The following is a 12,712-nucleotide window of genomic DNA, read 5'->3' as shown; positions in this document are numbered from 1 at the left end:
AGGACGCACTGGTGCGCCAGCGCCGCATACTCGGCGACGACCACCAAGACGTCCGGCGCACGACCAAGGCCCTTGCCGATGCCTACGTCGCCATGGGGAAGAAATTCCTGGCCCAGAAACTGCTTGCCAAGAAGAGGGGTGTTCGTGGATTCGGCCGCAAGGGCCGCTAGGGAGCGCCGGTCAGCACAGCGGCGACGACCGTCCCCGGAGCGAACGCACCTTCGTCCACGAGGGTGAAGAGCCCGTACAGCATCTTGGCCACATAAAGCCGTTCCACGCCCACCCCATGCCGTTCCTCGAACTCCTTGGCGAACGCATGGAGTTCGGGTGTCGTCCTGGCGTACCCCCCGAAGTGGAACCGCTCGTCGAGCCACCAGTCACCGCGCGGTCCGCCGAACGCCGCCTTCTGCAAGGTACGTATCTCGTCGCCGAGGAAGCCGCCCTTCAGGACGGGTATGCCCAGGACGCGTTGCTCCGGGCCCACCCCCGCCGCCAGGCCCGCCAGTGTGCCGCCGGTGCCGCAGGCGATCGCCACCACGTCCGCGTGGTCGCGCAGCTCCTCGCCGAGGGCCGTGCAGCCGTGGACGGCGAGGGTGTTGCTGCCGCCCTCGGGGACGACGTAGGCGTCCTCCGCGTGGGCCGCGTGCAGCAGCACCGCCAAGGTGGCCGGATCCGTCTTGCGGCGGTACGTCGATCTGTCGACGAAGTGCAGGCTCATGCCGTCGGCCGCGCAGCGCGCGAGGGACGGGTTCAGCGGGCGGTCGGCCAGTTCGTGGCCGCGGACGACGCCGATCGTGGGGACCCCGAGCAGGCGGCCCGCGGCGGCGGTGGCGCGCAGGTGGTTGGAGTACGCGCCGCCGAAGGTGAGGATCGGCCGGCCGTCCGCCGCCGCGAGGTTGGGCGCGAGTTTGCGCCACTTGTTGCCGATCAGATCGGGGTGGATGAGGTCGTCGCGCTTGAGCAGCAGCCGCACGCCACGGCGCGCGAACCGCTCGTCCAGCACCTCCTGGAGGGGCGAGGGAAGCCTCGGTCGCAGGGCGGCGAGGGCGTCGTTGCTGGTCACGGGACCCATTCTCACTCCCGAGGCGTCACCGGCGCCGCCCACGCCTACTTCAGCCGCTCCCGGATCCGCTCCCGCATCGAGGCCATGGTGAAGCCGCGGGGGTCCACCTTCCCCGGCTGCCACTCCTTGTGTCCGATGACCGACCGCTCCGTCCAGCCGTGGGCGCGGCAGACCGCCGCGGCGGCCCGTTCGACGGCCTCCAGCTGGGCCGCGGGCCAGGGATCCTCGCCGTCGCCGAGGTTCTCGCACTCGAAGCCGTAGAAGTGCCGGTTCCCGTCCGTGTTCGCCTCGTTGTCGCGCGGCAGCCCCTTCTCCGCGATCACCGCGCGCAGGACCTCGTCGTCGCCGAGGCCGGCGTGGTTGGCGCGGCCGTAGCCGACGAGGTGGACGGTGCCGTCCTTGGTGATGACGCCGTGGCACAGCGGCCCCGGCAGGTCGGCGTAGCCCTTCCGGCAGAGTTCCACGGTGTGCCGGCTGCCCCGGGTCACCGTGTGGTGGAGCATCACTCCGTGGACGGGGCCCCACGGGCCCTTGTGGTTGCGGTTGTGCCGCCGCCAGTCGCCGACCTCGACGACCGTGACGCCTTCCGCCCGCAGGACGTCGAGGAACCGGTCCGCGGACATCGGTGAGGCCATGCGCGCCCCTTTCGCCGGTGCGTGACGGCCGCCCGTCGCGGCCGTCCGTACCGCTGCTCTACCGAAGCGCGACGCCGCGGAACCATCCGTTCGCACAGCGTGCGAGCCGATCCGGACAACGCGCTTCCGCCTGTGCGCGCCCGCCCGGTCCCGTTCGGGAAGCCGTGGAAGTCCGTCGGGGCGCCGCGGAAAGTCGGGGACGCCGCGGGAAAGGGAGAACCTATGTGTGCCCATCCCTCAGTGATCCATTCCCGCCCTTTCGTGTAATAGCACGAGCACACTCCGTGATGGAAGGCTGGTCGGGAGATCGCGAGATCGGTGCCCGGCGCAGAACGCTGCCAGGCATGACCGGGAGGGCAATTTTCTATGTCGGTAGGCGAAGAGGTCCGCACGGAGCAGGGCAGGCCGCAGCAGAGCCTCGGCACGGCTGCCGCGCGGAACCTGGCCACCACCACCAAGTCCGTTCCCCAGATGCAGGAGATCAGCTCGCGCTGGCTGCTGCGGATGCTGCCCTGGGTGGACGTACAGGGTGGTACGTACCGGGTGAACCGGCGACTGACCTTCGCGGTGGGCGACGGACGCATCACCTTTGTGAAGACCGGCGACCGCGTCGAGGTCATCCCCGCGGAGCTCGGCGAACTGCCCGCGCTGCGGTCGTACGAGGACGAGGAGGTGCTGACGGAGCTCGCCCGGCGCTGCGAGCAGCGGGAGTTCGCCGCCGGCGAGGTGATCGTCTCCTTCGGCAGCCAGACCGACGCGGTCTACCTCGTCGCACACGGCCGGGTCGAGAAGGTCGGCACCGGGCCCTACGGCGACGACGAGAGCCTCGGCGTCCAGGCCGACGGCTCCTACCTCGGCGACCAGGCACTGCTCGACGGGGACGCCATCTGGGAGTACACGGCCCGCGCGATCACCCCCTGCACCGTCCTCGTGCTGTCCCGGCAGGACTTCGAGCAGGTCGCGGGGCGCTCCGACTCGCTGCGCGCCCATCTGGAACAGCTGCGCTCCCTGCCGCAGCAGCGCACCAACAAGTACGGCGAGAAGGCGATCGACCTGGAGGCCGGCCACTCCGGCGAGCCGGACATCCCGCACACCTTCGTCGACTACGAGGCCCGGCCCCGTGAGTACGAGCTGAGCATCGCCCAGACCGTGCTGCGCATCCACACGCGCGTGGCGGACCTCTACAACCAGCCGATGAACCAGACCGAGCAGCAGCTGCGGCTCACGGTCGAGGCGCTGAAGGAGCGCCAGGAGCACGAGCTGATCAACAACCGCGAGTTCGGTCTGCTGCACAACTGCGAGTACGACCAGAGGATCCAGCCGCACGACGGCGTGCCCAGCCCCGACGACATGGACGAGCTGCTGAGCCGCCGGCGCGGCACCAAGATGTTCCTCGCCCATCCGCGGGCCATCGCCGCGTTCGGCCGCGAACTCAACAAGCGGGGCCTGGTGCCGGAGACGATCGACGTCGGCGGCAACCGTATCCCCACCTGGCGCGGCGTGCCGATCTACCCGTGCAACAAGATCCCGGTCACCGAGGCCCGCACCAGCTCCATCATCGCCATGCGTCTCGGCGAGGCCGACCAGGGCGTCATCGGCCTGCGCCAGTCCGGCATCCCGGACGAGATCGAGCCCAGTCTGTCGGTGCGGTTCATGGGCATCAACGAGCAGGCCATCATCAAGTACCTGGTGACGGCGTACTACTCGGCGGCTGTCCTCGTCCCGGACGCCCTCGGTGTCCTGGAGAACGTCGAGATCGGCCGCTGGCGGTGATCCTTCTCGCCCTGGGTCCGTGTCCCCGCCCGAAAGGGCGGGTAGATCCTCCGCGTATGCCGATCGGAGTGGACGGTCCGCCGTCCGTGAAGCCCGCGAGGGGGACGCCGTGACCGAGTCCATGACGCAGGCCGAGCAGCGCCGCGCCGGGACCCGCACAGGTGCCGCCGGTCCCCGGCCGGCGGGCCCGCACCGGGGTGTCGACACGCGCGAAAGGCGGAGTCCCATCGCGACCGACACGGACGGCGGCCCGGCCCGCCTCTCCGGGGACGAGGCGGCGGTGATCCTGGAGCGCAGCCGGGCGTCGGTCGACCCCGAACTGCGCGCGGCCGTCGAGTCGTTGCCGCGTTCGATGCGCCGGGTCGCCCGCTACCACTTCGGCTGGGAGCACGCGGACGGCACTCCGGCGGCGGGCAACGCGGGCAAGGCGATCCGGCCCGCGCTGGTCCTCGCGGCGGCGGCCGCGCTCGGCGGGCCGGCCGCCCAGGCGTCGGCCGTCCGGGCGGCCGCGGCGGTTGAGCTGGTGCACAACTTCACGCTGCTGCACGACGACGTCATGGACCGGGACACCACCCGTCGGCACCGCCCCACCGCCTGGACGGTGTTCGGCGACACCGACGCCATCCTCGCGGGCGACGCCCTCCAGGCACTGGCCCTGCGTCTGCTCGCCGAGGATCCGCACCCGGCGGCCGCGGCGGCAGCGGCCCGGCTCGCGGCCTGTGTGGTGGAGCTGTGCGAGGGGCAGCACGCGGACACCGCGCTGGAGCGGCGCGACCCCGCCGAGGTCGCGCTCGACGAGGTGCTGGTCATGGCCGAGGCCAAGACCGGGGCGCTGCTGGGGTGCGCGTGCGCGCTGGGCGCGCTGTACGCGGGGGCGCCCGCCGAGGACGTCGAGGCGATGGACGCGTTCGGCCGGGAGGCCGGGCTCGCCTTCCAGCTGATCGACGACGTGATCGGCATATGGGGCGATCCGAGCCGCACCGGGAAACCGGCCGGCGCGGATCTCGCCGCCCGCAAGAAGTCCCTGCCGGTCGTCGCCGCGCTCGCCTCCGGCACCCCGGCGGCGGCGGAACTCGCCGAGCTGTACGCAGTCCCGTACGACGGCGGGGACCTGGAGCCGACCCTGCTCGCCGTGGAACGGGCGGGCGGCCGGGAGTGGGCCCAGGCCCAGGCGGCCGATCACATGGCCCGGGCGATGCAGGAGCTGTCCCGCGCCATCCCACAGCCGGAGGCGGCGGGCGGTCTGCTGGCCCTCGCCGAGTTCGTCACCCGGCGCACGGCCTAGTCGTCGTCACCGAGCCCTGTACGCCCGCACCACGCCGTACGGGGCGCCCGGACCCCGGAGCCTCCGGGACCGCGCGGCTCCTGACCCCGCGCGGGACCCCGGGGTTCCGGCCCCAGGGGTGCCGCACATCCCCACGGTGTGCGGGGCCCACTCGTCTCCGGCCCCATCCCGTCCGCGGTGCCGCCCCGGTCTCGGTGCCGCCCCACTCTCGGGCCCGGCCTGTCCGTGGTGCCGCCCCGGTCTCGGTGCCGCCCCGCTATCGGGCCCGGCCCGGTCTCGGTGCCGCCCCGGTCTCGGGCCCGCCCTGTCCCCGGTGCCGCCCCGCCCTCGGGCCACGCCCCGCCCTCGGGCCCGCCCCGTCCCCGGCGCAGCCCTGCCCCCGGCGCAGCCCCGCCCTCGGGCCTCCCCGGTCCAGAGCCCGACCCATCCCGATGCCGCCCGCTGGCCGCCCCGTCCCCGGCCCCGTCCAGCGCACCGGCTAGGCTCAACAGCCGCACGGTTACGGCAGGTTGAGGCGCGTCAGGGTGAGACGGAGGGGCGGGACATGGGTGTGGGGATCCGGGCGGCGGGGGAGAGGGACCGGGAGCTGGTCGTCCGGCTGCTGGACGAGGCGTTCCGGGAGGACCCGGTCAGCCGCTGGGTCTTCCCCGGCGACGACTACCTCCGCAGCACCCACCACCGGCTGATGGCCGCCTTCACGGACATCGTGCTCGAGGCGGGGCGGATCGACGTCACCGAGGACGGCTCGGCGTGCGCGCTGTGGCTGTCGGTGCCCGCGGCCGACCCGGCCGACCCGGCCGGCGAGGGACACGACGACGGCCCCGCCCAGGTCCGCGAGGCCGTCGACCCGGCGAACGAGCGCGTGGAGCTGATCGGCCGGCTCACCGGGGAGATCCACCCCGCCGACCGCGCCCACGAGTACCTGTGGATGATCGGCGTGGCACCGGGCCGCCGGGGCGAGGGTCTGGGCACGGCGCTCCTCACCTCGGTCCTCGACCGCTGCGACCGCGAGGGCCTGCCCGCCTATCTGGAGGCGAGCAACGCCGACAGCCGCCGGCTCTACGAGCGGCTGGGCTTCACGGTGCTGGCCGACCGGGTGCTGGAGCTGCCCGACGGTCCCACGATGTGGCCGATGTGGCGGGAGCCCCAGGCCTGAGCCATCGTGAGCTGATCGGCGATGCCGGTGCGGATGTACGCCGAGGCCCGCGGCGAGGGGCGGACGGCGGTCGGCCGTCCTACCCTGAGGACATGGACAGCGAAAAACGCGCCTGTCCCGCCTGCGGACAGCCCGTGGAGACAGTCGTCCGGCGGCACAAGACGCTGGGCGCGTGGGTGCCGACCTGGGTGGCGGGCCCGTGCCGGAACCCCCGGTGCGAGGCGTATGTCCCGCAGGGCGCCGAAGCCGTCGAGGAACGGCCCGGACGCCCCGCCGAGCACGCGCGCCACGCCGGACACCTGAAGAAACCCTGAACCGAGGAGCGCACCCATGAAGTACCTGGTCGTCGTTCAGGGCACCCAGGCGGACTACGACAGCATGCGCGGCCAGGCCTCCGCGCACGCCCCCGCCTGGACCGAGGACGACGTGAAGGCGATGTACGCCTACATGGGTGCGATCAACGCCGAGCTGGCCCGGACCGGGGAGCTGGTCGACGCCCAGGGCCTGGCCGAACCCGCCCGCACCCGGCTGGTCACCCGCGGCCCGGACGGCCGTACGGTGATCGCGGACGATCCCTACGACACGGCCGAGGTGATCCCGGCCGGCTACTGGCTGCTGGACTGCCGGAGCCTGGAGCGGGTCACGGAGATCGCCGAACGCGTCACCCGCTGCCCCGGCCCGGACGGGGTCGCCGATCTGCCGGTGGTGATCCGGCCCGTCCTGGACGGCGCCGACGAGATCCAGACGGGCCCGGCCTAGGCCGGGCCCGGCAGCCCGCCCGTCTCCGGGTCCCGCCCGGTCAGGCAGTACGTGCCGCCCGCCGGGTCCCGCAGCACCGTCCAGTGCGCGCCCCGGACCACCCGTACCGCGCCGAGCCGTTCGTGCTCCGCGCGGGTCGTCTCGATGTCCGCGCAGGCCAGGTCGAGGTGGGCGGAGGCCGGCCGCTCGGTGCCCAGGCGCTGCAGCAGCACCCGCACCGGCAGCCCGGGCGGCGGCGCCACGACGTGGAACTCCGGCAGGGATCCGGGCCGGGAGGACCAGCCGGTCAGCAGTCCGCCCCAGAAGGCGACCTCGGCGTCGTACCGCGACGGCGGGACGTCCAGGCACACCTGGTCCAGGCGGCTGCCGCGCACCACCGGCGGCCGGACCGACTCCCCGAGCCACGGCACGGCGCAGAACGGAAGCCCGGCCGGCGAGCGCAGCACCGCCCACCCCTCGTGCTCGGCGACGATCCGCGCGCCCAGCCGCAGCGCGCCGTCGGTGAACTCCGGTACGTCGTCCACGGCGAAGTCGAGATGCGCCCCGCCGTCGCCGGAGTCCATGCCCTGCACCTTCACGCAGGGATCGGCCCCGCCGCCCGGCAGCAGCGTCGCGAACTCGCCCTTCTCGCCCCGGGGCGGGGACGGCCGGGTGTCCGTGACGGCGGTCCAGAAGTCCCGGGCCGGGCCGAGGAGCGCGGCGGGGCGGTCGATGAAGGCGTACGTCCAGCGGATGGCCATGCGGGCGATCGTAGAGGGAAGATCGGCACCCGCCCCGTGATTACGAGGAGTGTTCGACCCGATGGAACCGTGCCCCTTCTGCGCCGTCGTCGCCGACCCCGCCCGGGCCCGGGTCGTCCACGAGGACGCCCACACGCTCGCGTTCTTCCCGCTGACCCCCGCCACCTGGGGGCACACCATGGTGGTGCCGCGGGTCCACTCGGCGGACATCTGGGAGATGGGCGAGGAAGAGGTCGGGCACCTGACGCGCTCCGTGCTGACCGTCGGCCGGATGCTGCGCTCGGTGCTCGCCCCCGCGGGCATGAACATCATCAACTCGGCCGGGCGGGCCGCCACCCAGACCGTCTTCCACACGCATGTCCACCTGGTGCCGCGCCACCACGGCGACGCCATGGGCGACTTCTGGCCGCCGCGCGAGGCGCCCCGTGACGAGGCGGCGCTGGACGAGCTGGCGGGGCGGCTGAGGGCCGCGGGCGTCAGCTCCAGACGGCGATGAGCACCAGGTCGGCGGCGAGCAGCGCGCCGTGGAACAGGGCGAGGGTGTCGGACAGCACGGCGCGGCGCAGCGGCATCTCCGGGCGGAACGGCCGTACGTCCATGGACAGCACCTCCACCGTGGAGCCGGGGCGGCGGGCGGCGTCGTACAGCCGCCGGTAGAGCCGCTCCTGGCGCACGAAGTGCCCGTCGAGGAACCAGAAGCACAGCAGCGGTACCACTCCGACGCCCGCCACCACCCAGCTCCTCTGGCTGGCCGACAGCGCGAGGAAACCGGCGGCCAGGGTGAGGGCCCAGCCCTTGACCAGGAACGAGTTGTTGCCCAGCCGGGCGATGGTCGCCTGGATGAACTCCAGGTGCTTGACCCGGTCGGCGTCGAGCGGCTCCCGGCCGGTGTCGGCACCGTCGTTCACGGCGGTCACGCGTGAAGTCCCCCCTCCCGGGCGGCCGTTCGCGCCCTGCCGTTCGATGCTAACGAACGCCGACGGGGGCCGGTCGGTGTTCCGACCGGCCCCCGTGGGATGCCCGGTGACCTGCGATGGTGCACCGATCGCGGATCGGGGCGGGCCTGTGGGTCAGGCCTTCTTGGTCTCCCAGAAGATCTTGTCGATCTGGGCGATGTAGTCCAGGGCCTTCTGGCCGGTGGCCGGGTCGGTCGACGCCTTGGCGGCCGAGAGGGCCTTCAGGGTGTCGTTGACCAGCTGGTGCAGCTCCGGGTACTTCTCGAAGTGCGGGGCCTTGAAGTAGTCGCTCCAGAGCACCGAGACGTGGTGCTTGGCGAGCTCCGCGCGCTGCTCCTTGATGACCGTCGCACGCGCCTGGAAGTGCGGGTCGTCGTTGGCGGCCATCTTCTCCTGGACGGCCTTCACCGACTCCGCCTCGATGCGGGCCTGGGCCGGGTCGTACACACCGCAGGGCAGGTCGCAGTGTGCGCTGACCTTGACCTTGGGGGCAAACAGGCGGGAAAGCATGGAGCATTCCTTCCTCGTGATCGTCTTCTCAGGTGGGACATTACTCCCTGAGGGACGGGATTTCGCGAGTGCCCCCTAGGGCTTAGGACAAAAGTCCGGGGTGAGACTGAGACTGGTGGAGGATCGAACCGGGGAGGTGCCGGGGATGCGGGAGCTGTCGCAGGAGACCGAGCGCAGGGGGGCGGTGGCGCCCTTCGGGCTGGCGGAGGTGACCGGACCGTCGATGGTGCCCACACTGCTGCACGGGGACCGGCTGGTGGTGCACTACGGCGCCCGGATCCGGCCCGGTGACGTGGTCGTCCTGCGCCATCCGTTCCAGCAGGACCTGCTGGTGGTGAAACGGGCCGCGGAGCGCCGGGACGGCGGCTGGTGGGTGCTGGGGGACAACGCGTACGCGGGCGGCGACAGCACCGACTACGGCACCGTCCCCGAGGAGCTGGTGCTGGGCCGGGTGCGCTTCCGGTACCGGCCGCGCAAGCCGGATCAGCGCTCGCCGCTCGCGCTGCTGCGCTGGGCGCTGTCGGCGGCCAGGCCGGTGCTGTGCGACCGGTCGGCCTCCAGGCGCTTGCGGGCGCGGTAGGCGGCCACGTTCGCCCGGGTGGCGCAGCGGTCGGAGCAGTAGCGCCGGGAGCGGTTGGTGGAGGTGTCGAGGTAGGCGTTGCGGCACGGCGCCGCCTCGCACAGGCCGAGGCGGTCCACGCCGTACTCGGTGAGGTGGAAGGCCAGGCCCATCGCGGCGATGGCCGCGTAGCCGGCGGTCGCGTTCGACGGGTGGTCGGCGAGGTGCATGTGCCACAGGGGGCGGCCGTCCTCGTCGCGGGTGTCGTGGCCGGAGATCTGGGGGCTCACCGGGAACTCCAGGAGCAGCGAGTTCAGCAGGTCCACGGCCAGCGTCTCGTCGCCGCCGTCCGCCGCCTCGAAGACCGCGCGCAGGCGGGCGCGGACCGAGCGGAAGCGGGTGACGTCCGCCTCGGTCGCGCGCCGGGCCGCCGACTGGTTGTCGCCGAAGAGACCGCGGACGGCCTCGACGGACGTCAGCGAGTCCTTGCCCCGGACCGGTTCCTCGCTGTTGACGAGACGTACGGCGTAATCCGAGTAATAGGCCAGTTCCACTTGTAGTCCTTACGCGGGCGCTCTATGGTCGTGGTTGCGGTCGGGTAACAGACGATCGTGCTTCCAGGGTATTACGCGTGCGTACGTCAGGGAGGGTGACGATGACGGAGACGGGCACCACCGGGACCACGGACGGCACCCGGGCCGCCGGTACCGACTGGCAGGCCTGGCAGCAGAGCTGGGACCGGCAGCAGGAGTGGTACATGCCCGACCGCGAGGAGCGGTTCCGGATCATGCTGGACATGGTCGAGGCGACCGTCGGCCGCGCTCCCCGCGTCCTCGACCTCGCCTGCGGCACCGGCACCATCACCGCCCGGCTGCTCGCCCGCTTCCCCGGGGCCACCAGCACCGGCGTCGACCTCGACCCGGCGCTGCTCACCATCGCCGAGGGCACCTTCGCGGGCGACGACCGCGTCACCCTGGTCACCGCCGACCTCATGGACCCCGACTGGCCGGCGAAACTGCCCTACGACTCCTACGACGCCGTCCTCACCGCGACGGCCCTGCACTGGCTGCACAGCGAACCCCTCGCGGCCCTCTACGGTCAGGTCGCGGAGCTGGTCCGCGACGGCGGTGTCTTCATGAACGCGGACCACATGATCGACGACACCACGCCCCGGATCAACGCCGCCGAGCGCGCCCTGCGCCACGCCCGGATGGACGAGGCCAAGCGCGGCGGCGTGCTCGACTGGGCCGAGTGGTGGCAGCTGGCCGCCGAGGACCCGGTCCTCGCCGGCCCCACCGCCCGCCGCTTCGAGATCTACGGCGAACACGCCGACGGCGACATGCCGTCCCCCGCTTGGCACGCCCGCGTGCTGCGCGAGAAGGGCTTCGCCGAGGCCCGCCCCGTGTGGTGCTCGCCGTCGGACACGCTGCTGCTGGCGCTCAAGTGACGGAACGCGCCGAGGGGCGGTACGGGTGTTCCGTACCGCCCCTCGGCGTGTGTACCGCTCACAGCACCCTTGGACCGCTCACAGCACCTTGGACAGGAACGCCTGGGTGCGTTCGTGCTGGGGGTTGGTCAGGACGTCGCGGGGGTTGCCGGACTCGACCACGACGCCGCCGTCCATGAAGACCAGGCTGTCGCCGACCTCGCGGGCGAAGCCCATCTCGTGGGTGACGACGACCATCGTCATGCCGGACTCGGCGAGGTCGCGCATGACGTCGAGGACGTCACCGACCAGCTCCGGGTCGAGCGCCGAGGTCGGCTCGTCGAAGAGCATCAGCTTCGGGTCCATGGCCAGCGCCCGGGCGATGGCCACGCGCTGCTGCTGGCCGCCGGAGAGCTGCGAGGGGTAGTTCCCGGTCTTGTCGCCGAGGCCCACGCGCTCCAGGAGCTGCATCGCGCGCTCCCTGGCCTCCGTCCTGCTCTTGCCCTTGACCTGGACGGGGGCCTCCATGACGTTCTCGACGGCCGTCATGTGCGGGAAGAGGTTGAACCGCTGGAACACCATGCCGATGTCCCGGCGCTTCAGCGCGACCTCGCTGTCCTTGAGCTCGTACAGCTTGTCGCCCTTCTGGCGGTAGCCGACCAGCTCGCCGTCGACGTACAGCCGGCCGCCGTTGATCTTCTCCAGGTGGTTGATGCACCGCAGGAAGGTCGACTTGCCGGAGCCGGAGGGGCCGATGAGGCAGAACACCTCGCCCTGCTTGACCTCCAGGTCGATGCCCTTGAGGACCTCGATGTGCCCGAAGGACTTGTGGACGCCCTCGGCCTTGACCATGGGGACGACGGACTTCTTCACGGGCTCATCCGTCTTGCTGAGCTTCTCGGTCATGCCATGCCCCCCTTCGGGCGGCCGAGGGACAACATGTTCGCCTTCACCTTCTGCCACGGGGTGGGTGGCAGCTGGCGGGTGGAGCCGCGGGCGTAGTAGCGCTCCAGGTAGTACTGGCCGACGCTGAAGACCGAGGTCAGCAGCAGGTACCAGGCCGCGGCGAGGAAGAGCATCTCGGCCGGGGCACCGGAGGTCTGGCCGATGTCCTGGGCGACCCGGAACAGCTCCGAGTACTGGACCACGGAGACCAGCGAGGTCGTCTTCAGCATGTTGATGACCTCGTTGCCCGTGGGCGGCACGATCACCCGCATCGCCTGCGGGATCACGATCCGGCGCAGGGTCTTGGCGTGGCTCATGCCCAGGGCGTGCGCCGCCTCGGTCTGGCCCTCGTCGACCGCGAGCAGACCGGCGCGGCAGATCTCCGCCATGTACGCGGCCTCGTTCAGGCCGAGGCCGAGCAGCGCGGTCAGGAACGGGGTCATGAAGTCCGACCACTCGTCCTTGTAGACCGGCCCGAGGTTGATGTACTCGAAGACCAGGCCCAGGTTGAACCAGACCACGAGCTGCACCAGGACCGGCGTACCGCGGAAGAACCAGATGTAGAACCACGCGATGGACGAGGTCACCGGGTTGCGGGAGAGCCGCATGACGGCGAGCAGGATGCCGCCGACGATGCCGATCGCCATGGACAGGACGGTCAGCAGAAGCGTTTTGCCGACGCCGCTCAGGACACGGTCGTCGAAGAAGTACTGAGGGATCGCGTCCCAGTTGATCCTGCCCTGGGAGAACGCGTAGACGACCGCGCCGAACAGCGCGAGGGCGACGACGGCGGAGACGTACCGGCCGTAGTGCCGGACCGGGATGGCCTTGATGGCCTCGGGCCCGGCCGGGGGCGTGTCCGCCGGTCCCGTCGTCTTGTCGATGTCAACAGTCACGGGTGTTGC

At 72.0% G+C, this 12,712-nt stretch carries 17 protein-coding genes; 9 read left to right on the top strand and 8 right to left on the bottom strand.

The window, feature by feature from the left end:
- The first annotated feature begins 11 nt into the window (after positions 1 to 11).
- A complete protein-coding gene (locus ACIG0D_RS13585; RefSeq protein ID WP_399799626.1) occupies positions 12 to 170 on the top strand; it encodes a hypothetical protein in 159 nt (52 codons plus the stop codon).
- Here the strand turns inward: ACIG0D_RS13585 and ACIG0D_RS13580 are convergent.
- Positions 167 to 1,072, bottom strand: a complete 906-nt coding sequence (locus ACIG0D_RS13580) for a 1-aminocyclopropane-1-carboxylate deaminase/D-cysteine desulfhydrase (RefSeq protein WP_399799624.1) — start codon at positions 1,070 to 1,072, stop codon at positions 167 to 169. The two genes, ACIG0D_RS13585 and ACIG0D_RS13580, sit on opposite strands and share 4 nt — an antisense overlap.
- Before the next feature lie 35 nt (positions 1,073 to 1,107).
- The gene (locus tag ACIG0D_RS13575; RefSeq protein WP_399799621.1) at positions 1,108 to 1,698 is read right to left on the bottom strand and encodes an N-acetylmuramoyl-L-alanine amidase; all 591 of its coding nucleotides are present in this window, start codon (positions 1,696 to 1,698) and stop codon (positions 1,108 to 1,110) included.
- A 366-nt stretch (positions 1,699 to 2,064) separates the two neighbouring features.
- Here ACIG0D_RS13575 and ACIG0D_RS13570 point away from each other — a divergent pair, with 366 nt between their 5' ends.
- From ACIG0D_RS13570 to ACIG0D_RS13550, 5 genes are all read left to right on the top strand, one after another.
- Positions 2,065 to 3,471 (top strand): family 2B encapsulin nanocompartment shell protein, encoded by a 1,407-nt coding sequence (locus ACIG0D_RS13570; protein WP_399799618.1) that lies wholly within the window; start codon positions 2,065 to 2,067, stop codon positions 3,469 to 3,471.
- 121 nt (positions 3,472 to 3,592) lie between these two features.
- The gene (locus ACIG0D_RS13565; protein ID WP_399800278.1) at positions 3,593 to 4,756 is read left to right on the top strand and encodes a family 2 encapsulin nanocompartment cargo protein polyprenyl transferase; all 1,164 of its coding nucleotides are present in this window, start codon (positions 3,593 to 3,595) and stop codon (positions 4,754 to 4,756) included.
- A 544-nt stretch (positions 4,757 to 5,300) separates the two neighbouring features.
- Positions 5,301 to 5,912, top strand: a complete 612-nt coding sequence (locus ACIG0D_RS13560) for a GNAT family N-acetyltransferase (RefSeq protein WP_399799615.1) — start codon at positions 5,301 to 5,303, stop codon at positions 5,910 to 5,912.
- 92 nt (positions 5,913 to 6,004) lie between these two features.
- Entirely contained in the window at positions 6,005 to 6,226 is a 222-nt protein-coding gene (locus ACIG0D_RS13555) for a hypothetical protein (protein ID WP_365757960.1), read from the top strand.
- A 16-nt stretch (positions 6,227 to 6,242) separates the two neighbouring features.
- Positions 6,243 to 6,671 (top strand): YciI family protein, encoded by a 429-nt coding sequence (locus ACIG0D_RS13550; protein ID WP_399799613.1) that lies wholly within the window; start codon positions 6,243 to 6,245, stop codon positions 6,669 to 6,671.
- Here ACIG0D_RS13550 and ACIG0D_RS13545 read toward each other — a convergent pair.
- Positions 6,668 to 7,411 (bottom strand): VOC family protein, encoded by a 744-nt coding sequence (locus tag ACIG0D_RS13545; RefSeq protein ID WP_399799610.1) that lies wholly within the window; start codon positions 7,409 to 7,411, stop codon positions 6,668 to 6,670. The two genes, ACIG0D_RS13550 and ACIG0D_RS13545, sit on opposite strands and share 4 nt — an antisense overlap.
- Positions 7,412 to 7,472: 61 nt before the next feature.
- On the opposite strand from ACIG0D_RS13545, the gene ACIG0D_RS13540 reads away from it, so the two are divergent.
- The gene (locus tag ACIG0D_RS13540) at positions 7,473 to 7,907 is read left to right on the top strand and encodes an HIT family protein (RefSeq protein WP_399799608.1); all 435 of its coding nucleotides are present in this window, start codon (positions 7,473 to 7,475) and stop codon (positions 7,905 to 7,907) included.
- Here ACIG0D_RS13540 and ACIG0D_RS13535 read toward each other — a convergent pair.
- Positions 7,888 to 8,328, bottom strand: a complete 441-nt coding sequence (locus tag ACIG0D_RS13535; RefSeq protein ID WP_399799606.1) for a hypothetical protein — start codon at positions 8,326 to 8,328, stop codon at positions 7,888 to 7,890. The genes ACIG0D_RS13540 and ACIG0D_RS13535 overlap by 20 nt on opposite strands.
- Before the next feature lie 153 nt (positions 8,329 to 8,481).
- Entirely contained in the window at positions 8,482 to 8,877 is a 396-nt protein-coding gene (gene sodN, locus ACIG0D_RS13530) for a superoxide dismutase, Ni (protein ID WP_100828187.1), read from the bottom strand.
- Between the two features lie 145 nt (positions 8,878 to 9,022).
- On the opposite strand from sodN, the gene sodX reads away from it, so the two are divergent.
- The gene (gene sodX, locus ACIG0D_RS13525; protein WP_365758170.1) at positions 9,023 to 9,457 is read left to right on the top strand and encodes a nickel-type superoxide dismutase maturation protease; all 435 of its coding nucleotides are present in this window, start codon (positions 9,023 to 9,025) and stop codon (positions 9,455 to 9,457) included.
- Here sodX and ACIG0D_RS13520 read toward each other — a convergent pair.
- A complete protein-coding gene (locus ACIG0D_RS13520; protein ID WP_365757970.1) occupies positions 9,361 to 9,990 on the bottom strand; it encodes a CGNR zinc finger domain-containing protein in 630 nt (209 codons plus the stop codon). The genes sodX and ACIG0D_RS13520 overlap by 97 nt on opposite strands.
- Before the next feature lie 101 nt (positions 9,991 to 10,091).
- On the opposite strand from ACIG0D_RS13520, the gene ACIG0D_RS13515 reads away from it, so the two are divergent.
- Positions 10,092 to 10,883 (top strand): class I SAM-dependent methyltransferase, encoded by a 792-nt coding sequence (locus ACIG0D_RS13515; protein ID WP_399799601.1) that lies wholly within the window; start codon positions 10,092 to 10,094, stop codon positions 10,881 to 10,883.
- A gap of 78 nt (positions 10,884 to 10,961) precedes the next feature.
- Here the strand turns inward: ACIG0D_RS13515 and ACIG0D_RS13510 are convergent, their stop codons facing one another.
- On the bottom strand, positions 10,962 to 11,768 hold the full coding sequence (locus ACIG0D_RS13510; protein ID WP_399799599.1) for an amino acid ABC transporter ATP-binding protein: 807 nt from the start codon (positions 11,766 to 11,768) through the stop codon (positions 10,962 to 10,964).
- Entirely contained in the window at positions 11,765 to 12,703 is a 939-nt protein-coding gene (locus tag ACIG0D_RS13505; protein WP_166002259.1) for an amino acid ABC transporter permease, read from the bottom strand. Before ACIG0D_RS13505 ends, ACIG0D_RS13510 begins: the two co-directional genes overlap by 4 nt.
- Between the last annotated feature and the right edge of the window lie 9 nt (positions 12,704 to 12,712).

This window comes from Streptomyces sp. NPDC052773 (genome assembly GCF_044547145.1).
Lineage (GTDB): Bacteria > Actinomycetota > Actinomycetes > Streptomycetales > Streptomycetaceae > Streptomyces.
This window is presented reverse-complemented; position numbering and strand designations above follow the sequence as displayed.

Coding starts and splice junctions, on each gene's coding strand:
- sodN (WP_100828187.1), bottom strand. CDS start 8,877: ATGCTTTCCCGCCTGTTTGCCCCCAAGGTCAAGGTCAGCGCACACTGC.
- ACIG0D_RS13560 (WP_399799615.1), top strand. CDS start 5,301: ATGGGTGTGGGGATCCGGGCGGCGGGGGAGAGGGACCGGGAGCTGGTC.
- ACIG0D_RS13570 (WP_399799618.1), top strand. CDS start 2,065: ATGTCGGTAGGCGAAGAGGTCCGCACGGAGCAGGGCAGGCCGCAGCAG.
- ACIG0D_RS13555 (WP_365757960.1), top strand. CDS start 6,005: ATGGACAGCGAAAAACGCGCCTGTCCCGCCTGCGGACAGCCCGTGGAG.
- ACIG0D_RS13545 (WP_399799610.1), bottom strand. CDS start 7,411: ATGGCCATCCGCTGGACGTACGCCTTCATCGACCGCCCCGCCGCGCTC.
- ACIG0D_RS13580 (WP_399799624.1), bottom strand. CDS start 1,072: ATGGGTCCCGTGACCAGCAACGACGCCCTCGCCGCCCTGCGACCGAGG.
- sodX (WP_365758170.1), top strand. CDS start 9,023: ATGCGGGAGCTGTCGCAGGAGACCGAGCGCAGGGGGGCGGTGGCGCCC.
- ACIG0D_RS13550 (WP_399799613.1), top strand. CDS start 6,243: ATGAAGTACCTGGTCGTCGTTCAGGGCACCCAGGCGGACTACGACAGC.
- ACIG0D_RS13515 (WP_399799601.1), top strand. CDS start 10,092: ATGACGGAGACGGGCACCACCGGGACCACGGACGGCACCCGGGCCGCC.
- ACIG0D_RS13540 (WP_399799608.1), top strand. CDS start 7,473: ATGGAACCGTGCCCCTTCTGCGCCGTCGTCGCCGACCCCGCCCGGGCC.
- ACIG0D_RS13510 (WP_399799599.1), bottom strand. CDS start 11,768: ATGACCGAGAAGCTCAGCAAGACGGATGAGCCCGTGAAGAAGTCCGTC.
- ACIG0D_RS13575 (WP_399799621.1), bottom strand. CDS start 1,698: ATGGCCTCACCGATGTCCGCGGACCGGTTCCTCGACGTCCTGCGGGCG.
- ACIG0D_RS13565 (WP_399800278.1), top strand. CDS start 3,593: ATGACGCAGGCCGAGCAGCGCCGCGCCGGGACCCGCACAGGTGCCGCC.